The organism is Rhizobium sp. RU33A (genome assembly GCF_900156055.1).
Lineage (GTDB): Bacteria > Pseudomonadota > Alphaproteobacteria > Rhizobiales > Rhizobiaceae > Allorhizobium.
This window is the reverse complement of the sequence record NZ_FTMQ01000002.1, coordinates 115,884-135,497: the sequence shown is the minus strand read 5'-3', so window position 1 is coordinate 135,497 and position 19,614 is coordinate 115,884. Positions and strand designations below refer to the sequence as shown.

Genomic DNA, 19,614 nt, shown 5'->3' with positions numbered 1-19,614 from the left:
TTTACACATTATTGAGTTGCGTGAAATTTACAACAGCGCATTCTCCGGAGGTCAACCCAATGGATTTCCCCGAGCGCATCGAAACCGGCATGCAGCGCGCCTTGCGTTATGCGACCGCCAACGGATGCCCACCCATCCTGGCGAAAGCCCTGAGGCATGCGGTGTTTCCCGGTGGTGCGCGCATAAGGCCACGGCTTTGCCTTGCTGTCGCGGCCGCCTGCGGTGACCGCGAGCCGAACGCCGCCGACAGTGCTGCCGTGGCCATCGAACTCCTGCATTGCGCATCCCTGGTGCATGACGACATGCCATGCTTCGACAATGCGATGACGCGTCGAGGCGCGCCGAGTGTGCATGCCCAATTCGGCGAAGAGATAGCACTTCTTGTCGGCGACGGCCTGATCATCGCAGCTTTCGAGACGGTCGCCCGGGAAACACAGCAGACACCGTTGCTGACTGCACCGATGATCGCCACCATCGCCAATGCTGTGGGCAGCCCCTATGGCCTCGTCGCCGGCCAGGCCTGGGAAAGCGAACCCGAAATCAACATCGCCGCCTATCATCGCGCCAAGACTGCCTCGCTGTTCAGCGGCGCCGTGTCGACCGGCGCCATCGCCTCGGGTGGCAACCCGCGTGAATGGCTGGTACTCGCAGACGCGCTTGGCGCTGCCTACCAGGTGGCCGACGATCTCTATGACGCGGTGGGACAGTCCGATGCCGGCAAACCGGCCGGACAGGACAGCCGCAACGGGAAGCCCAACATCGTCGCAAGCATCGGCCTCGAAGCAGCACTGGTTCGTCTGAAGCGTCTTGTCACCGAAGCCGTCGAGAGTGTGCCCGACTGCCCCGGTGCGGAAGCTTTCCGCGCGATGATCCGCAACGAAGCGACACGGCTGATGCCGAAGACGCTCGCCACCAGCGCGGCGTAAGATCATGGATACCGGAGGCGGAAGAGGCTTCGATGCCAGCCCGCCGATCCGCACCAGCGAGGCGCGATCGGAGCGTCGACAAAGCCTCCTGCAGTCGGTCGCGATCGGTATTCGTCTCTGGCGAAGCCGCCAGATCGCCTCGCCCCGCTTCCGCGCGTTTGTTTCGCGGATGCCGCTGCTGCGGCAGATCGCCAACCGCAAGGCCAATCATCTGTTTCGCCTGACAACAGGCTTCGTCCACACCCAGATCCTGTCTGCATGTGTGGGTCTAGGAGTGTTCGAGGCCCTGGACGGCGAGGCATTGTCCACGAATGCAATTGCTGCACGCTGCGGCATGCCGTCGGATGCCATGCGGCGTCTACTTGAGCAGGCAAGAAGGCTCGATCTCGTCGTCAGCCTCGCCCCCGATCTCTGGCTGCTCTCCGATGCCGGAACGGTACTCGCCGCCGACCGCGGTCTGCGGGAGATGATCCGGCACCATGACATGTTATACCGCGATCTCGCCGATGCGCCCTCCTTTTGGCGCGGCAATCACGGCGACACCGAACTTCGGCGATACTGGGCCTATGTAAGGGGCAGCGACCCCGCCAGCCTCGGCAACGAGGAGGCCGCGCCCTACTCCGCCCTGATGCGCGAGAGCCAGGCGATGCTGGCCGACTGCCTTCTTTCATCCCACGACTTCGGCCAATACCGATCCGTCCTTGATGTTGGCGGCGGCGAAGGCGCATTCCTCGCAGCCATGGGCGCGCGGCATCCCTCGACACGGCTCGCGCTGTTCGACCTGCCTGCCGTCACCCAGCTTGCAACCCATCACCTGCAGGAGTGCGGTCTTTTGAACCGCAGTAGACTGCACCCCGGTGATTTCACGCGCGATCCCATTCCGGCCGACCAGGACTGCGTGACGCTGATCCGGATTCTCTGCGATCACGATGACGACCGCGTCCTGAAGATCCTTGCCAACCTGCACCGGCATCTCGCACCCGGCACCCATCTCCTGGTCGCGGAAGCCATGGCCGGCACGGCGGACGGCCCCAATCTCGCAGCTATCTATTTCACCAGCTATTTCACCGCCATGGGATCCGGCCGCTGCCGGACCGCCGGTGAAATCATCGCCCTTCTGGCCCGCAGTGGCTTCACAGGTGCCGGGGTTGCCACCACTGCCAATCCCCTTCTGGCAGGCCTCATCATCGCCAGGCGCTGATTGTCCACTGAACTTAACGGTTCAAAGTGTAAATTTAGATTGACACTTTGAACCGTAATCTTAAGATGACAATTGGGAGCAGAAGAGCATCCCGTGTCCGGGGAGGGCACGACAATGCGCAGTTCAGCCATCGTCTTTGAAAAACCGGGAATACTCGCCGTCAGGCGATTGGCGCTCCGTGCGCCCGAGGCGTCGGACGTGGTTGTCGAATCCCGCTTCAGCGGCATCTCGAGTGGCACCGAAAAGATGCTCTACGAGGGCACCATGCCAGCCTTTCCGGGCATGCGTTATCCCCTCGTCCCTGGCTATGAAACAGTTGGCACGGTGATCGAGGCTGGGCCCGACTCGGGCCGTTCCGTCGGCGATCAGGTCTTCGTCCCGGGCGCCAATTGTTATGAAGATGCTGCCGGACTGTTCGGTGCCAGCGCCGCAAGGCTCGTGGTTCCCGGTGCCCGCACCGTCAAGACCCAATTTCGGCACGAGGAAGAGGCAGCCCTGCTCGCGTTGGCGGCAACCGCACACCACGCCGTCTGCCGATCGGCACATCCAGCCACACTTATCATAGGCCACGGCGTTCTTGGCCGACTGATTGCCCGAATTGTCATGGCAACCGGACACTCTGCCCCGACCGTATGGGAAACACGCCTTGCCCGCCGCGATGGAGCCACCGGATATGCCGTTGAGGCACCGGAAGCAGCCGGCGACAAGCGTCACGACGTGATCATCGATGCAAGCGGCGACCCCAGCGTTGTCGACAAGGCCATTCAGCGCCTCAACCGGCGCGGAGAACTCGTGCTCGCCGGCTTCTATGGAGAACGGGTCGACTTTGCCTTCCCGGCGGCCTTCATGAAGGAAGCCTCGATCGCCATCTCCGCGGAATTTACGCCTGACGACGTGCAGGCGGTGCTCGCGCTTGGCGACGCCGGCCGTCTTTCCTTAGGCGGCCTGATTACCCACCATTCTGCCCCCGCGGACGCGGCCTCCGCCTATCGGACCGCGTTCAACAACCCCGACTGCCTGAAAATGATCATCGACTGGAGGAATGCTGCATGAGCCTCGACCTCGCACAAGACGGCCTGGAGCGCCTGCAGGAAAACCTTCGTGAAGAAGCCGCCATCGAACCCGATGCCCCGGCGACCGGCAAGGTGACCAAGGAAACGCAGATCATTGCTATCTACGGCAAGGGCGGCATCGGCAAGAGCTTCACGCTCGCCAATCTCTCCTACATGCTGGCCCAGCTCGGCAAGAAGGTCCTTTTGATCGGCTGCGATCCCAAGAGCGACACCACGTCACTGCTGTTCGGTGGACGCGCCTGCCCAACGATTCTCCAGACCGCCTCGCGCAAGAAAGAAGCCGGCCAGGAAGTCTCGATCTCGGATGTCTGCTTCAAGCGCGACGGCGTCTACGCCATGGAACTCGGCGGGCCGGAAGTCGGTCGAGGCTGCGGTGGCCGCGGCATCATCCACGGCTTTGAAACGCTGGAAAAGCTCGGCTTCCACGACTGGGACTTCGATTTCATTCTGCTCGACTTCCTAGGCGACGTGGTCTGCGGCGGCTTCGGCCTGCCGATCGCCCGTGACATGTGCCAGAAGGTCGTCGTTGTCGGGTCGAATGACCTGCAGTCGCTCTACGTCGCCAACAATGTCTGCTCCGCGGTGAAATACTTCCGCAATCTCGGCGGCAATGTCGGCGTGGCAGGCCTTGTCATCAACAAGGACGACGGCACGGGCGAGGCCCAGGCATTTGCGGACGCGGTTGGCATCCCGGTGCTAGCGTCGATCCCGCAGGATGACGATATCCGCCGCAAGAGCGCCAATTACCAGATCATCGGCACGCATGAGAGCCAATGGGGCCCGCTCTTCGAGGCGCTGTCGATCAATCTCGCCGAAGCCCCACCCGTCTTGCCCAAGCCACTCGATCAGGACGGCCTGCTCGGCCTCTTCGACGCCAGCGAGACAGGCGCCGATTACAAGCTCCAACCAGCCCTGCCGGAAGACATGTGCGCCACGGGCGCGCTGAAACGGCCGTCGCTGGAAGTCGTCTACGACAACGTCTGAGATTAGGTGAGCATCATGGATGACCTTCGCAAGGAATTCGAGCCGGACGACGCCAACGGGATCGCTCCCGTCGGCAACGATGCCGCCGTCCTTGCAGACGGTGCAGACGGAAATGGTATCGGTTGCCACGGCGGCGCAGAGCTCTCCAAGGCAGCCGCCCGTGCGGCCGGCCAGGGCGAATTGATGGATCGCTTCGAGGCTGACTACCCCAAGGGCCCGCATGACCAGCCGCAATCCATGTGCCCCGCCTTCGGATCGCTCCGCGTCGGCCTTCGCATGCGCCGCGTCGGCACGATCCTCTCGGGCTCGGCCTGCTGCGTCTACGGCCTGACCTTCACATCGCATTTCTACGGCGCCAAGCGCTCTGTCGGCTACGTGCCGTTTAACTCGGAGACCTTGGTCACCGGCAAACTCTACGAAGACATCGTCGAGGCCGTGCACCAGATGGCGGATCCAGAGAAATTCGACGCCGTCGTCGTCACCAACCTCTGCGTTCCCTCGGCCTCCGGTGTGCCGCTTCGGATGCTGCCACGCGAAATCGATGGCGTCCGCATCGTCGGCATCGATGTTCCCGGCTTTGGTGTCCCGACCCATGCAGAAGCCAAGGACGTTCTATCAGGCGCGATGCTCGCCTATGCCCGCCAGGAAATCGGCGAAGGCCCGGTCCAGCGTCCGCGCGGCGGGCTGAAGGACAGGCCGACCGTCACCCTGCTCGGAGAAATGTTCCCGGTTGACCCCGTTGTCATCGGTGGCATGCTGGAGCCGATGGGCCTTGCTGCCGGCCCGACCGTTCCCGTCCGCGAATGGCGCGAGCTCTATTCCGCTCTCGATTGCGCCGTCGTTGCCGCAATCCACCCGTTCTATACGGCGAGCATCCGTGAATTCCAGGCGGCCGGCCGCCCGATCGTCGGCTCTGCCCCTGTGGGTATCGACGGAACGGATGCCTGGCTGAAGGCGATCGGTGACAGCTGCGGCATTGCCGAAGCAAAAACCAATATCAGCCGCAATGCGATGCGCGGCGCAATCAAGGCGGCACTCGCCGAGCACAAGATCAACGGCCGCATCACGCTGTCAGGCTATGAAGGCTCCGAACTGCTGGTCGCTCGCCTGCTCGTCGAACTCGGTGCAGATCTCCGCTATGTCGGCACGGCCTGTCCGAAGACACCTTACAACAGTGAAGACGCCGAATGGCTTGCCGCGCATGGTGTGCAGCTGCGCTTCCGCGCATCGCTGGAGCAGGACCTCGCCGCCTTCCATGAGTTCAAGCCAGATCTCGCCATCGGCACGACCCCCGTGGTGCAGAAGGCCAAGGAGAGCGCCACCCCGGCCCTCTACTTCACCAATCTGATCTCTGCCCGTCCCCTGATGGGACCAGCCGGCGTCGCCTCGCTTCCGGCCGTTATCAACGCCGCGATTGGCAACAAGGACCGCTTCCTCGCCATGAACGCCTTCTTTGAAGGCGTCGGCTCGGGCGATAGCGCAGGCATCTGGGAAAAAGTGCCAGAAGACCGCAGCGCCTATCGCAAGAAATTCGCCGCCAAGGTCAAGCAGTCCCGCAACGCCGTCGACAATGGGGAGAGCGTCGGATGCTGATCCTCGACCACGACAGAGCCGGCGGCTATTGGGGCAGCGTTTATGCCTTCACCGCGATCAAGGGCCTCCAGGTCATCATCGATGGACCGGTGGGCTGCGAGAACCTGCCCGTCACTTCGGTGCTCCACTACACGGACGCCCTGCCTCCGCACGAATTGCCGATCGTCGTCTCCGGCCTGTCGGAAGACGAACTTGGCCAGCATGGCACCGAAGGCGCGATGAAGCGGGCTCGCCTGGCGCTCGATCCGGACCTGCCGGCCGTCGTCGTCACAGGTTCGATCGCCGAAATGATCGGCGGCGGGGTGACGCCGGAAGGTTCCAACATCGTCCGCTTCCTGCCGCGCACCATCGACGAGGATCAGTGGCAGAGCGCCGATCGCGCCCTGAAATGGCTCTGGACCGAATTCGGCCCCAAGGGCGGCAAGGTGCCCGCACCGCGCAGACGTCCGGAAGGTGCCAAGCCCCGCGTCAACATCATCGGCCCGATCTACGGCACCTACAACATGCCCTCGGATCTCGCCGAGATCCGCCGCCTCGTCGAAGGCCTTGGCGCCGAGATCAACATGGTCTTCCCCTTGGGCAGCCATCTGGAAGACGTCCGCAAGCTCGCCGATGCCGATGCCAATATCTGCCTCTACCGCGAGTTCGGCCGTCTGCTCTGCGAGACGCTCGACCGTCCCTATCTGCAGGCGCCGATAGGCATCCATTCGACGACGGCCTTCCTGCGCGAACTTGGCGACATGCTCGGGCTCGACCCTGAACCCTTCATCCTGAAGGAAAAGCACACGACGCTGAAGCCGCTCTGGGATCTGTGGCGCTCCGTCACCCAGGACTTCTTTGCGACCGCGAGTTTCGCGATCGTGGCGAACGAGACCTATGTGCGCGGCATACGCAACTTCCTTGAGGAAGAGATGGGCCTGCCCTGCAACTTCGCGATCCCCCGCAAGGCGGGCTCGAAGACCGACAACATCGAGGTCGCGGAGCTCACGGCCAAGAAGCCGCCGATGATCATGTTCGGCTCGTTCAACGAGCGGATGTACATGGCCGAGCGCGGTGCCCGCGGCAAGTTCGTGCAGCTCTCCTATCCGGGCGCCATCGTCCGCCGCCATCCCGGCACGCCTGTCATGGGCTATTCGGGTGCGGCCTGGCTGATCCAGGAAGTCTGCAACGCGCTGTTCGACATGCTGTTCGACATCCTGCCGCGCGCCGGAGAGCTCGATGCGATCGAGGCGACAACCGCCCGTCCACGCACGGAGATGGCCTGGCAATCCGATGCCCAGGCATCGCTTGAAAAATTCATCGGCAACGAGCCGGTCCTCGTCCGCATCTCGGCCGCCAAGCGGCTGCGGGAAGCAGCGGAACGCGAGGCCCGCCGCGCCGAAGACAACGAAGTTACCCGCGATCATGTCGAAACGGCCGCCCGCCTCGAGGGAGCCTACGCATGAACACCGGAACGAGACCCATCAACGGGACAACTGGAGGCAAAGCCATGATCACTGCAACCCGATCCGATCAGGACCTGCGTCGACATCGCGCCCGCCAGTCCGAGCGCCAGAACATGCGGCGCCTCTATCTGCTGCTTTATCCGCTCTGCCTGTTTGCGGCCGTCGCGTCGCGCATGACGGGCCACGCGGAAGAGGCCGCCGAGCGGCCCGCTCAATCGATCTTCGCCGAGGCTCGCTCCTCGGCCTACGCAGCTGCCGGTTACGCCTTCCACGCGTAACCCGATCCCTTTGCCGGTGTTCTCGACACCGGCAGAAACCCGGAGGGTCTTATCGACCTTCCGAAACCCTGCCGCGGGGGCGCCGCGGTGTTCGAGACTAGGAGGTGAATTTGATGGCTGAAACATCAAATGTTTCGCTTTCGGGTCTGACCGAAAGCGAAGCGCGCGAGGTCCATGGATTCTTCATCCAAGGCTTCATGATATTCACGGCGATTGCCATCGTCGCGCATATCTTGGTCTGGATGTGGCGTCCCTGGATCCCGGGTCCGGAAGGTTACAGCTCTCTCGAGGGCATAAACCAGACGGCTCTCACGCTTCTGCCGATGTTGACCTGAGGAGGACGCGATATGTGGAGAGTCTGGCTTATGTTCGACCCGCGCAAAGCGCTGGTTGCACTGTCTGTATTCCTGTTCACGCTTGCGATCCTGATCCACTTCATCCTGCTGAGCACGGAACGCTTCAACTGGCTGGAGGGCAAGCCCCTGACCACCAGTTCAATCGAGCATTCCATCTCTGAAGGTGTGGATCTCCGGCTCATTGGCTGAAGAACCAAGACGGCAGCGGGCGGCACTTCGGTCTCGCCCGCCGCCAAATGGCATGACCCGACAACGCCGCCTGGCTGATCACCTCTGGAGGAAACGAACATGGCGCTGCTGAGTTTTGAACGCAAATATCGCGTACGAGGCGGGACGCTACTCGGAGGCGATCTCTTCGATTTCTGGGTAGGGCCCTTCTATGTGGGGTTCTTCGGAGTCACCACGGCATTCTTCGCGATCCTCGGGACGGCACTTCTGATCTATGGCGCGGCCATCGGTCCGACGTGGAACATCTGGCGGATCTCGATCGCGCCACCCGACCTCTCCTACGGTCTGGCGCTGGCGCCACTAAAGGAAGGCGGCCTCTGGCAGATCGTGACCGTCTGCGCGCTGGGCGCCTTCATATCCTGGGCGCTGCGAGAAGTGGAGATCTGCCGCAAGCTCGGCATGGGCTACCACGTACCCTTTGCCTTCTCCGTCGCGATCTTCGCCTATGCGACGCTCGTCGTTATCCGTCCGTTGCTGCTCGGCGCCTGGGGGCATGGCTTTCCCTACGGCATCTTCAGCCATCTCGACTGGGTTTCGAACGTTGGCTACCAATATCTGCATTTCCATTACAATCCGGCGCACATGATCGCGGTGACCTTCTTCTTCACTACGACGCTTGCACTGTCTCTGCATGGTGGCCTCATTCTGTCAGCCGCCAATCCAGGTTCATCGATCACGGAAGCCGGAAAGCAGGCCGAAGTGAAGACGCCTGAATATGAAGATACCTTCTTCCGCGACATCATCGGCTACTCGATCGGCACGCTCGGCATCCACCGCCTCGGCCTGATCCTGGCGCTGAACGCGGGCTTCTGGAGCGCCGTCTGCATCGTCATCAGCGGACCGTTCTGGAACCAGGGCTGGCCGCAATGGTGGAACTGGTGGCTGACGCTGCCGATCTGGAACTGAGGGGGACCGGACCATGTTCTTAGCGCAATATCAAAACATCATCACACCGATACAGGTCAGCGGTCCGCTGGAAGAAGGCATGCCTCTGCCCGCCGGCGATAGTCCGCGCGTCGGCAAGCCAATGCTGGTGCAACTGTTCGGCATGATCGGCAACGCCCAGATCGGACCGATCTATCTCGGCTATCTCGGGACGCTCTCGCTGGTCTTCGGCTTCATCGCCTTCGAGATCATTGGTCTCAACATGCTGGCTTCGGTCGGCTGGGATCCGATCCAGTTCGTACGCCAACTCTTCTGGCTGGGGCTAGAACCGCCGTCAGCACAATACGGCCTGAAGGTCCTGCCGCCGCTCGCGGAAGGTGGCTGGTGGCTGATCGCGGGCTTCTTCCTCACCATCTCGGTCCTTTTGTGGTGGGTACGCGTCTATCGTCGGGCACGCCAGCTCGAGATGGGGACTCATGTCGCCTGGGCCTTTGCAGCAGCAATCTGGCTCTTCCTGGTGCTCGGCTTCATCCGTCCGCTGTTGATGGGCAACTTCTCGGAAGCCGTGCCCTTCGGCATCTTCCCGCATCTCGACTGGACGGCGGCTTTCTCGATCCGCTACGGCAACCTCTACTACAACCCGTTCCACTGCCTCTCGATCGTCTTCCTTTATGGCTCGGTACTGCTCTTTGCGATGCATGGCGCGACGATCCTGGCCGTCGGCAAGTATGGAGGTGAGCGCGAGCTGGAACAGATCACCGATCGCGGCACCGCTTCCGAACGCGCAGCCCTCTTCTGGAGATGGACCATGGGCTTTAACGCCACCATGGAATCCGTCCACCGCTGGGCCTGGTGGTTCGCCATTCTGACCCCGATCACCGGCGGCATCGGCATCCTGCTGACAGGCACCGTTGTCGACAACTGGTACCTTTGGGGCATCAACCACGGGATCGTGTCCCCGTTGCCGGGCTATCCCGGCGTCGTCGACCCGGCGCTTTGAGGAGAACGACGATGAAACTCTGGATTCCCTTCGCCGTCTCCGCCGGTTCCCTGCTGACGATCGCAAGTTTCGTCGGCGCCGGTTGGGATGCTCCGCCCGTCGAGAGCGAACAGATCGGCTTTCGCGGTACCGGCATGTATATCCATCGGGATGTAGAAAACCAGGAAGCACTGAAGCTGGCGAACGTTGTGCCGCCAGCCCCCTGGGAAGCCGACCCCTCGGGGGACAGGGCTGGTGACATATACGAAAATGTGCAGATCCTCGGGGATCTCTCAGACGACCAGTTCAACCAGTTCATGGCCTCGATCACCGAGTGGATCGCGCCAGAGGAAGGCTGCAACTACTGCCACAATCCGGAAAACCTCGCATCTGACGAAGTTTACCAGAAAGTCGTCTCCCGCCGCATGATCCAGATGACCCAGGCGATCAATGTCGACTGGCAGAGCCATGTCGGTCAGGTTGGCGCCACCTGCTACACCTGTCACCGCGGACAGGCGATCCCCGCCAATTACTGGTACGAGGATCTCGAGCCGAAACCAGCCGGCGGCATGACACAGAACCGTGCGGGACAGAATGTCGTCGCAAAGTTCGCCGGCAATTCTTCTCTGCCGCAGAACGTCCTCAAAGACTATCTGCTCGATGCAAAGCAGATCCGAGTGCATTCGACGACGGCTCTGCCGACGAGCGCCAATCTGGCTGGCACCAAGGAAACCGAAGCGACGTGGTCGTTGATGATGCACATGTCGGAATCGCTCGGTGTGAACTGCACCACCTGCCACAACTCCAGAGCCTTCAACGCCTGGGATGAAAGCCCGCCGCAGCGCGTCACCGCCTGGCACGGCATCCGCATGGTCAGGGACATCAACGCCAACTACATGGTCGGCCTGACGCCGGTCTTCCCGGACATTCGCAAAGGGCCGGAAGGCGATGTCTTCAAAGTCGGCTGCGGCACCTGCCATGCTGGTGTGCAGAAGCCGCTCTACGGTGTCTCTATGCTCCAGGACTATGTCGACTCCCTGGTAAAGAAGGGCCCGATCACGGTACCGGACTACACAACCTACCAGCCCGGCGTGACGCAACGGATGGCACCTGCAGAGCAGAGCAGTGCACTTCCGATGCAGACAACCTCTCAGACGGCCGCTGCAGCGCTACCGGCCGAGAACCAGACCACCAGCGATTGACGGCCACCAACCCAAGGCGGGCCGCAAGGGGAAGGGGAGCTCTAGGGCTCCCTTTCTTTTTGCGCTCCCTTTCTTTTTTGCGCACTGCGCCCGGCTGCATGCCCAAGCACAGCAGAAACAGCCAGCATCGGTAACCTTCAGGCTACCGATGCTGGCTGTTTATAAATAAGGAAAATGGGGGATAGGTGTGTGCATCAGGCCGCTTCGGCGAAACTCAAGCCCGGAAAGCGCTGAAGATAGATGCGGAACCAGGGCGTGAAATCCTGCGGGCGCTGGCGCACTTCCCGCATCAGTTCACGAGGGCCAATCCAGCGGGTCTCTTCGACCTCACCTTCAACAGGCGCAATCTGCAGGGTATGGCTGTCGACCTGGGCGCTGAACAGCGTCACGCGCTCATGCTCCTTCAGCCCCTGCCCCACATCGGCAGCATATTCCACGGTCTGATGGCGAATGAGCGGTAAAGTAAAGCCGAGCTCTTCGGTCAGGCGGCGCTCAGCACAGTCCTCGACCGTTTCGTCCCAATGAGGATGGGTACAGCAGGTATTCGCCCAGAGTCCGGCACAGTGATACTTCGTTGATGCACGTTTCTGGATGAGCAACAGGTCGCCGTCGAAGACGAAGACGGACACGGCAAGATGCAGCTGGCCGTCTAGATGCGCCTGCATCTTTTCGATCGGATAGAGCGATCCGTCACCGGCAATCGCTGGAATGTAAATGCTGTCCGTCATCCTGTCCGGCTCCAAACTCCTGGCTGCGCCGTGCCGATACGGCTTTTGTAACCCTCAGGCAACCGCCCTGGCCAATGCGCATTTCGACCATAGCGAACAGAGCGCTTCGGCGAGGTGTTCGATATCCGAGTCTGTGTGAAGCGGCGTCGGCGTAATGCGAAGTCGCTCCTTGCCAACGGCGACCGTTGGATAGTTGATTGGCTGGACATAGATGCCGAAGTCGTCGAGCAACACATCCGAGATCCATTTGCACTTGGCCGCATTGCCGACCATGACGGGCACGATGTGGCTAGGGTTGTGCATGTGCGGGATACCACGCACGTCGAGCGCTCGGCGAACCTTCGCAACCGTCGCCTGATGCATATGGCGCTCGAAGGGGCTTTCCTTGAGATGGCGGATCGACGCAGTCGCCCCGGCAGCAAGCGCCGGCGGGATGGCTGTGGTGAAGATGAAGCCTGAGGCAAACGAGCGAACAAAGTCAACGAGCACGGCCGGACCGGTGATATAGCCGCCCATAACGCCGAAAGCCTTGCCGAGCGTGCCCTCGATGACCGTCAACCGGTCCATAAGGCCTTCGCGCTCGGCTACGCCACCGCCGCGCGGCCCGTACATGCCGACTGCATGTACCTCATCGAGATAGGTCAGGGCACCAAACTGGTCGGCGACATCGCAGATCTCCTTGATCGGCGAGATATCGCCATCCATCGAGTAGACGCTCTCGAAGGCGACCAGCTTCGGCGCTGCCGGATCGTCGGCTGCCATCAGCTCGCGCAGGTGCTTGTAATCGTTGTGGCGGAACTGCCGCTTGATGCAGCGGGAATGACGGATGCCTTCGATCATCGAGGCATGATTGAGTGAATCAGAATAGCAGATGATGCCGGGGATCTTTGCGAGCAGCGTACCGAGTGCTGCCCAGTTGGACACGTAGCCCGAGGTGAAGATCAGCGCCCCTTCCTTACCGTGCAGGTCCGCCAGCTCCTGCTCGAGCAGGACATGATAATGATTGGTCCCGGAGATGTTGCGCGTGCCGCCGGCACCGGCGCCGCACTTGCGAACAACCTCGATCATCCGTTCAGTCACGAGCGGGTTCTGGCCCATGCCGAGATAATCGTTAGAGCACCAGACGGTGACCTCGCGCGCCGTTCCGTCACCACTGTGAAACGCGGCTTTCGGAAAGGCCGAGCAGTGACGCTCCAGATCCGCGAATACGCGGTAGTTGCCGGCAGTATGCAGTCCGGCTAGCGCCTCTTCCATGTGCTGGAAAACAGTCATCAGTCTTTCCTCTTCCCGATCGTGTCTTGTGCAATTGCTGTCCAGGAGGTGTGTGGCACGGACACAGGCCCACCCTCCTTGAGTGCGGAAACGCCGTCCGCCGCAGGGCGAATGGCAAGGTTCGCCCGCTCCTGCTTCGCCATCGCCCAACGCCACAGCGCGGTATCGGAAATGGGAAGCACGAGAACGAGGTGTTCGATGATGGCGAGCGCCATGAAGGTCGCGAGCAGCGTGTGCCCGACCACAGAATGCGCCTGCGTAGCCCGGTTGGCACCGACGACGAGGACGGCAAAGATGCCGGCCGCGATCGCCAGGAAGATCGGAAAGAGCGGAGTCATCCGATCGGTCTTGAAATAGCTTTTGAGATGGCGGATGCCCTTTGGCATCAACTCGCTGACGGCATGCGGCGCGCCGAGGAAGATCACCAGCTTGGCGGAGATCCGCATGCCCCATAGCAAACCGAAGGCGGCGAGCCCGAAGAGATTGGCCGATCCCTCGAGCGCTAACCACAGAGCAATCGCGGTCACCAGAATGGCGATCTCATGATCGCTGACTGCCTCCCAGGCCGCCCGGAAGCGACTGAAACCGGTCAGTCCGGGAGGGCATTCACCCGTCCGTCGTCCTGTCAGTAGCCCTGTCAGGAAAGCAGCCTCGTGCCAGGCCCAGACGAGCAATGCACCGAAAAAGCCGACATAGGAACCGAGCACCGTCGGCTCCTGTGCGCCCCAGAGCATCAGCCCGAAACCGAATGCGCCGACCACGGTCATCAGCCCCATCAGAACAAGGCCCCTGCCCCGCGGCCCGTCGGAGCGATTGACCATGGCGAGCACCAGCCCGGTCGAAAGCCACCATACGGAGATGGCGACCAGAACGACGGCGAGCGGGTGCGTGAAGGTCATGGCAATCTCCTCACCAGACCGGCTGCAGGCGGGACGTCGCCGGGATGGCGTTCGACTTGGTCGGGATCGCATACATCCGGACGAAATTGACCGCTGCGGCCGCCGACCAGAAACCCTTGGCGATCTTGCCGGAGAGCCCACCCTTTGCGTCAGCCGCCATGACTTTGCGGTTGATCCGCTCCATCCGGCGGAAGCCTTCATGCAGGGCAGGATTGTCGAGATCGAGCACGAGCGGGAAGCACTGGCGCGAGATCTCGCTCGTGAGCCGGAAGACCTTCATGTCGTAATCGTCGATATCGACGCCGAGCCCCTTGTGGAAGGCCGGCCGCATGTGATCGCGCACATACATAGTGGCAAAGACGGCAAGCAGGAAGAACTTGATCCAATACTTGTTCATGCCCTCCATCAACCGCTTGTCGGAGCGGATAATCAGCGAGAAAGCTTCGCCGTGGGAGAATTCGTCATTGCACCATTCGCGGAACCACTTGAAGATCGGGTGGAAGCGCTTGTCCGGATGCTTTTCGAGATGCCGGTAGATGGTGATGTAGCGGGCATAGCCGATCTTCTCGGACAGATAGGTCGCGTAGTAGATGAACTTCGGCTTGAAGAAGGTGTACTTCTTCGCCTTTGCCAGAAAGCCCATGTTCACGCCGATACCGAATTCCTTCAGCGCATCATTGATGAAGCCGGCATGACGGGACTCGTCGCGGCTCATATAGCCGAAGAGCTCGCAGATTTCCTGGTTCTTGCCGCGCCGCTTCATCTCCTTGTAGAGGACGCAGCCGGAAAATTCAGAGGTGAGCGAGGAGACGAGGAAGTCGATGAACTCCTCGCGAAGATCGTCCGGCAGGGCGTCGATGTCGATATCGTCCCACTGCTCGTTACGCTTGAAGTGCCCGCGGTTCGGATCGCTCTTCATCTGCGCGATCAGCACGTCCCATTCGTCGCGCACCGGCTCGACATTGATCTTGTCCATCTCTTCGAAATCGGTGGTGTAGAAGCGCGGTGTCAGCATGGTCGAGACGAGCGCGCTGCGGGTCGTGTCACTGACCCCGGCCATGCGTTCTTCGACGGTCGGCTCGTGATCGGCAAGATCAACAGGCGAAACATGGTTGTTCATGACAGTGCCCTCTCCGTGAAGCTGAATTCGCACAATTCCATCATGTCGAGATCGCCGGTGGCGCGGGTCCAGGCCCGCTCCAGGAAACCCGCCCGGGTGATGGTCGCCTTGCGGCGAAAATTCTGGCAGGAGCCATAGGGGATGGAGACCGGCGCGCCATGCACCTGCACTTCGTCACCGGGATGGACCACCACGCCGTTGTCGAACCTCAAGTGCGCACCGAGCGCCTCGAACGTGTTGTTGATCTCGACGGTACAATCGACCGTCTCCTTCCGTCGCATCAAGGCAAAGACCGGGTTCATTGGTTTTCTCCTCCCTGTGAGCCCAGAAGGGCTTCGAATGCGGCCACGTTGTCAGGCCCGAATGCATCGAGATAGATCCGCTCGCCGGTGCCCGTATCTGACAAGCTGATTCCACCGGCGTCCCACTTGATCAGTCGGTATGGCGTGTCGAACGGTACCTTGGAGACCTGGCGCATGCGCTCGAACGCGCGCAACGAACCAGGCACAAAGCCACCGGCTTGTGGCGCATAGCTTGCGATTTCCTGACCAGTCCCAGCGTCTCTCACCACGACGAAGTCCGAAGTGCTGCGGGTGATGGTGAGGTCGCGGATGGCGATCGGTGCAGCCTGCTGCTGCTTGACGAGGCCGAGCCCGGTCGTCTTCCCGAACAGAATTGCCCCTGCCGTGAAAGCCAGCAGACCGACAAGACCAAGGAACAAACCACGGGGGACCCGATTGGGCGTCTTGCCCTTGCGGTCTGCCCAGTAGCCGAGATGTGAGGCCGATCCCATCACATGGCTCCTATTCCGCTGCAACGACAGAAGGCGGCATGGCGCTTCCGGCCGTCTCTTGCATGATGATCCGCGGCTGTTCGGCACGGGAACCACGATACTGGCCGATCGCGGCCGACAGCACATTCGCCACCTTGTCCGCGTCGGGCAGGCAGATCAGGCTCGGCTCCGGCCTCGCGAACCGGAATCCCCGCACATGCGGCCACTGGATAAGCCAGGACAGGCGCTGCTCTGGCAGAAGGGCGATGGCGATCATACCAGCCTTTTCGCCAAGCCGTGCCAGAGCCACGCCATCGACTTGACGATACGGCAGGTTCAGCGTCATCGAAATCGCCACACCAAAGCGAATGACGATGCGCTCCGTGGTGACCGTGTAGAGGGTCGTCTTTTCAACGGCCCAGGCGAAAAGCTCGATCATGCCGATCAGCACCCCGGCCAAGGCGGTCAGAACAGCCACCGAGAAGACGATGCCGCCGACAGGTTGAGCATCGTTCAAGCCGGCCAGCACCGCCCAGCTGGAGAGGATCAGGAAGTAACCGACGATCCAGCGAACTTTCAGAAGGTGGCGGGCGACGAGGGCGGACGATGGCCGCCCTTGCCAGAGGATGACCTCGCCGGCCGGAGGCACACCTGGAAGGCCTGGCAGCGGCTCGATCTCATGTTCTCGCGTGACAAACTGTTTCACAGCAGTGGCTCCTGACGAAAGCGATCCGCATAGAGGAGACCCGCACCGAAGTAGGCGGCGATCTTGTCTTCCTCGAGCAGGGTCACGAGTTCCGGACGAGCGGTGGCTGGCACGTCGGCAAACTGCGCGGCGGTGACAGCATGCACATAGAGATATCGGACATTGCCGCGACCAGTCTGGAAGACGACGAAGTTGTTCGGCAACAGCACGGTGCGTCCGCCATCGGCGAGTTCCACCTCATAGTAGCGGATCAGATGCTCGGCCCGGTCGACCCAGATATCCTTGACTGTGCCGGCAATCTGCTTGTCGCAACCGAGGACGGCAAGGCCACGCGGATCGGCAGCGCCTTTGGCAAGGTCGAAGCCTTCGGCAACACGGAGCGGCACGATGCGGGCATCGCCATGAGCGGTCACATCAGGCTTGTCGGAACGCTCGGCCCAGGAGCCGGGGCCGATGCCCGCAAGCAGCGGATTGCCAACCGGCTCGATGGGATAGCCCGGCGCCGGTGCGATGCGGCGGCTTGAGAACGTCCGCTCGTCTCGCTTGAAATCAGGAGCATGCCGCACGCCCTGACCATGCGGCAGGATGAAGGTCTTCTTCGGTGGCACGAAGAGCCAGGGGCTCTTGTTGTAGCGGCCCGACACGTCCTCTTCGAGAGGATAGCCCTCACGACGATCTTCCTGGCGCAGATACCAGATCAGCCCCGCGAAGAAGAGCCAAAACGCATAGAGCACCACTTGTGCGACATCGATATTCCCAACCAGCGACCCGGTCATATTCAGACCCTCCCGTGTAAAGCGCATCCGCCGGCGGTCAGCCGGGCAGCTCCGCCAATCCAAAACGCATGTTATGCAGATAGTCCCTCTGATAGCGCCGGCCGGTGAGCGGACCGAGAACCGCGAGGCACAGGAACAGAAGAACGATTTCAAAAGCATAGACGACAAGATATCCAGCCGCCGGCGTCATCATGGCCTCGCCCAGCGAACCGTTGAGCGCGAGCGCATTGATGGTGTTCTTGATCACGCCACCGGCCAGCATGCTGGCGCCGATGGCCGTCGCCTGGACGGCACCCCAGGCACCGACGACAAGGCCACTGTCCGATCTTTCGGCAATGCCCATGGCGGCCAGCATGGTGCCAACGGCAAACAGACCGCCACCCAAACCGATGCCCAGAGCACCGAGATGAAAGAGCGCGTTGAAGCCGAGCGGTGAGGCAAAGATGACAGCGCAGAATGCCCCAAGACCAATCAGCAGGCCCCGCGCCGCTATCCGATACATTTGGGCGCCGTGCTGGAGGCTGTGGGCTGCCCAAGCAAAGCCGATCATGGTTCCGAAGGCCCAGATCCCCGTCAGGCGCGTTGTTTCGCCGACAGACAAGCCGAGGATTTCGCCGCCATAGGGCTCAAGCAGGATGTCCTGCATCGAAAAGGCCGCTGATCCGATGGCGACTGCCAGCAGAAGCCGCATGACGCCAGGCGCGCTGCGATAGTCTTCAAGCGCGTCGAAGAAGCTCGACAGATCCCGGTCAACGGCCGTGCGGCGCACATCGCGCGCCTCCTGCTTCCAGATGGCGATCACGTTGATGATGATGGTGAGCAGTGCCGTTCCCTGGATCACCTGGATCAGGAGCATCGGGGAAAAATCGACCAGGAAAAAGCTGTAGAAGGTCGACGCACCAATCATGCCGGTGAGCAGCATGAAGTAGAGAAGTGCGACGACGCGCGGGCGCTTTTCCTCCGGCACAAGATCACTTGCGAGTGCCAAGCCTGCGGTCTGCGACATATGCATGCCGAAGCCGGTGAGAATGAAAGCGAGGCTCGCACCCGCAGCCCCGGCCCATTCAGGGCCAAGCGTCTGCGATTGCAACAGAAGCAGCGCAAAGGGCATGATGGCGAGACCGCCGAACTGCAACAAGCTGCCGAGCCAGACATAGGGCACCCGCCGCCATCCGAGCACCGATTTATAGGTGTCGGAGCGGAAGCCGAACAGCAAGCGCAGGGGTGCGGCCAGAACCGGAATGGCGACCACCGCCGAAACGAGCGCAACGGAAACGCCGAGTTCGACGATCAGCACCCGATTCAACGTTCCGGTCAGAAGAACGAGCACGCAACCAGCGGAAACCTGAAAAAGCGAAAGACGCAGCAGCCTCGAAAGCGGCATCTCGGCCGACGCCGCATCCGCAAACGGCATGAAGCGCGTTCCGAGCTTCTGCCAGAACGAGATCATCTTGCGGTTGGCGGCAGCGATCGTCATGACCGGATCACCTCCATGGCTTGCGACGTGTAAAAGCCGACGCCGACCTTGTGTTTGCGGCCGGCCTGCCAATCAGCAAACTCCGGATGGTTGACCATCTGTGCGACAAGCCTCTCCGGATCGACCGGGTAGATCGCCGGCGCACGATTACCACGCGGGAAAACCTTGCCCGCGGCCAGCATCGCCCGCAGCAGGCGCGAGCCCGGAGCGAGCGTGAAAATCATCTGGCGCGAGGTGCGCTCGGCCAGCGTATGGAGCACGCGCACGGCGTCCGCCGGGCGATAGTGGATCAGCACATCCATGGCGACCACGGCATCGAACCGTCCATGACGGGGATCGAGCATATCGCCGCTGTGGAAAGTGACCGAACCCTTGAAACGACCATGGGAGGCTTCGAGGTCGTGCGCCCGTTGGCGGGCATGCGCGATCATTTGCGCCGAGAGATCGATGCCGACGACTTCGGCACCACGTGCGATCAGTTCGAACGAGAGAACGCCGGAGCCGCAGCCCGCATCGAGGATGCGCCAGCCGGTGAGGTCAGCCGGAAGCCAGGAGGCGAGCGTGCCGCGCATTTCTTCGCGGCCTTTGCGCACCGTGGCACGGATGCCGCTCACCGGCTGGTCGCCGGTCAGCCGCTTCCAGGCATCGAGCGCGGTGCGGTCGAAGTAGTGCTCGATCTCGCCGGTGCGTCTGATGTAATCGGCCTGGCTCATG

General features: G+C 61.8%; 22 protein-coding genes. 12 read left to right on the top strand and 10 right to left on the bottom strand.

Annotation, left to right across the window (positions count from 1 at the left end; translation table 11 throughout):
- Positions 1-59: 59 nt before the first annotated feature.
- The 12 genes from BW978_RS06635 (at position 60) to pufC (ending at position 11,150) form a co-directional block, all read left to right on the top strand.
- Positions 60-926, top strand: a complete 867-nt coding sequence (locus tag BW978_RS06635) for a polyprenyl synthetase family protein (RefSeq protein ID WP_076393467.1) — start codon at positions 60-62, stop codon at positions 924-926.
- Positions 927-930: 4 nt separating this feature from the next.
- Positions 931-2,127 (top strand): methyltransferase, encoded by a 1,197-nt coding sequence (locus BW978_RS06630; protein WP_083697522.1) that lies wholly within the window; start codon positions 931-933, stop codon positions 2,125-2,127.
- A gap of 114 nt (positions 2,128-2,241) precedes the next feature.
- Entirely contained in the window at positions 2,242-3,180 is a 939-nt protein-coding gene (gene bchC / locus BW978_RS06625; protein WP_076393465.1) for a chlorophyll synthesis pathway protein BchC, read from the top strand.
- A complete protein-coding gene (locus tag BW978_RS06620; RefSeq protein WP_076393463.1) occupies positions 3,177-4,184 on the top strand; it encodes a chlorophyllide a reductase iron protein subunit X in 1,008 nt (335 codons plus the stop codon). The genes bchC and BW978_RS06620 overlap by 4 nt, the downstream gene beginning before the upstream one ends.
- Before the next feature lie 15 nt (positions 4,185-4,199).
- Complete coding sequence (bchY, locus tag BW978_RS06615; protein WP_083697521.1) at positions 4,200-5,777, top strand: chlorophyllide a reductase subunit Y; 1,578 nt, start codon at positions 4,200-4,202, stop codon at positions 5,775-5,777.
- Complete coding sequence (bchZ, locus tag BW978_RS06610; protein WP_076393460.1) at positions 5,771-7,222, top strand: chlorophyllide a reductase subunit Z; 1,452 nt, start codon at positions 5,771-5,773, stop codon at positions 7,220-7,222. The genes bchY and bchZ overlap by 7 nt, the downstream gene beginning before the upstream one ends.
- Before the next feature lie 44 nt (positions 7,223-7,266).
- Complete coding sequence (locus tag BW978_RS06605) at positions 7,267-7,500, top strand: hypothetical protein (RefSeq protein ID WP_139330372.1); 234 nt, start codon at positions 7,267-7,269, stop codon at positions 7,498-7,500.
- Positions 7,501-7,613: 113 nt separating this feature from the next.
- The gene (gene pufB / locus BW978_RS06600; RefSeq protein ID WP_006724822.1) at positions 7,614-7,835 is read left to right on the top strand and encodes a light-harvesting antenna LH1, beta subunit; all 222 of its coding nucleotides are present in this window, start codon (positions 7,614-7,616) and stop codon (positions 7,833-7,835) included.
- A gap of 12 nt (positions 7,836-7,847) precedes the next feature.
- Positions 7,848-8,045, top strand: a complete 198-nt coding sequence (gene pufA, locus BW978_RS06595) for a light-harvesting antenna LH1, alpha subunit (RefSeq protein ID WP_076393456.1) — start codon at positions 7,848-7,850, stop codon at positions 8,043-8,045.
- A gap of 99 nt (positions 8,046-8,144) precedes the next feature.
- Positions 8,145-8,990: a photosynthetic reaction center subunit L gene (gene pufL, locus BW978_RS06590; protein ID WP_076393454.1), complete on the top strand. Its 846-nt coding sequence runs from the start codon at positions 8,145-8,147 to the stop codon at positions 8,988-8,990.
- 13 nt (positions 8,991-9,003) lie between these two features.
- The gene (pufM, locus tag BW978_RS06585; RefSeq protein ID WP_076393452.1) at positions 9,004-9,969 is read left to right on the top strand and encodes a photosynthetic reaction center subunit M; all 966 of its coding nucleotides are present in this window, start codon (positions 9,004-9,006) and stop codon (positions 9,967-9,969) included.
- Between the two features lie 11 nt (positions 9,970-9,980).
- On the top strand, positions 9,981-11,150 hold the full coding sequence (gene pufC, locus BW978_RS06580; protein ID WP_076393450.1) for a photosynthetic reaction center cytochrome PufC: 1,170 nt from the start codon (positions 9,981-9,983) through the stop codon (positions 11,148-11,150).
- Positions 11,151-11,344: 194 nt separating this feature from the next.
- Here the strand turns inward: pufC and idi are convergent, their stop codons facing one another.
- Genes idi through bchM form a run of 10 tightly spaced genes read right to left on the bottom strand, consistent with a single transcriptional unit; the run spans position 11,345 to position 19,613 of the window.
- Positions 11,345-11,878 carry an isopentenyl-diphosphate delta-isomerase gene (gene idi / locus BW978_RS06575; RefSeq protein ID WP_076393448.1) on the bottom strand — a complete coding sequence of 178 codons (534 nt, stop codon included), beginning with the start codon at positions 11,876-11,878 and terminating at the stop codon, positions 11,345-11,347.
- Positions 11,879-11,932: 54 nt separating this feature from the next.
- Positions 11,933-13,150 (bottom strand): 5-aminolevulinate synthase, encoded by a 1,218-nt coding sequence (gene hemA, locus BW978_RS06570; protein ID WP_076393446.1) that lies wholly within the window; start codon positions 13,148-13,150, stop codon positions 11,933-11,935.
- Positions 13,150-14,049, bottom strand: coding sequence for a putative photosynthetic complex assembly protein PuhE (gene puhE / locus BW978_RS06565; protein ID WP_076393444.1), 900 nt, complete (start codon positions 14,047-14,049; stop codon positions 13,150-13,152). Before puhE ends, hemA begins: the two co-directional genes overlap by 1 nt.
- 10 nt (positions 14,050-14,059) lie before the next feature.
- Complete coding sequence (gene acsF, locus BW978_RS06560) at positions 14,060-15,109, bottom strand: magnesium-protoporphyrin IX monomethyl ester (oxidative) cyclase (RefSeq protein ID WP_139330428.1); 1,050 nt, start codon at positions 15,107-15,109, stop codon at positions 14,060-14,062.
- Between the two features lie 56 nt (positions 15,110-15,165).
- Positions 15,166-15,471, bottom strand: a complete 306-nt coding sequence (locus BW978_RS06555; protein ID WP_082347540.1) for a hypothetical protein — start codon at positions 15,469-15,471, stop codon at positions 15,166-15,168.
- Positions 15,468-15,962, bottom strand: coding sequence for a photosynthetic complex assembly protein PuhC (gene puhC / locus BW978_RS06550; RefSeq protein WP_076393440.1), 495 nt, complete (start codon positions 15,960-15,962; stop codon positions 15,468-15,470). The genes BW978_RS06555 and puhC overlap by 4 nt, the downstream gene beginning before the upstream one ends.
- A 10-nt stretch (positions 15,963-15,972) precedes the next feature.
- Complete coding sequence (puhB, locus tag BW978_RS06545) at positions 15,973-16,647, bottom strand: photosynthetic complex putative assembly protein PuhB (protein WP_076393438.1); 675 nt, start codon at positions 16,645-16,647, stop codon at positions 15,973-15,975.
- Positions 16,644-17,423: a photosynthetic reaction center subunit H gene (gene puhA, locus BW978_RS06540; RefSeq protein WP_076393436.1), complete on the bottom strand. Its 780-nt coding sequence runs from the start codon at positions 17,421-17,423 to the stop codon at positions 16,644-16,646. The genes puhB and puhA overlap by 4 nt, the downstream gene beginning before the upstream one ends.
- A gap of 37 nt (positions 17,424-17,460) precedes the next feature.
- The gene (locus BW978_RS06535) at positions 17,461-18,900 is read right to left on the bottom strand and encodes a BCD family MFS transporter (RefSeq protein WP_139330370.1); all 1,440 of its coding nucleotides are present in this window, start codon (positions 18,898-18,900) and stop codon (positions 17,461-17,463) included.
- Complete coding sequence (bchM, locus tag BW978_RS06530) at positions 18,897-19,613, bottom strand: magnesium protoporphyrin IX methyltransferase (protein WP_076393434.1); 717 nt, start codon at positions 19,611-19,613, stop codon at positions 18,897-18,899. Before bchM ends, BW978_RS06535 begins: the two co-directional genes overlap by 4 nt.
- Between the last annotated feature and the right edge of the window lies 1 nt (position 19,614).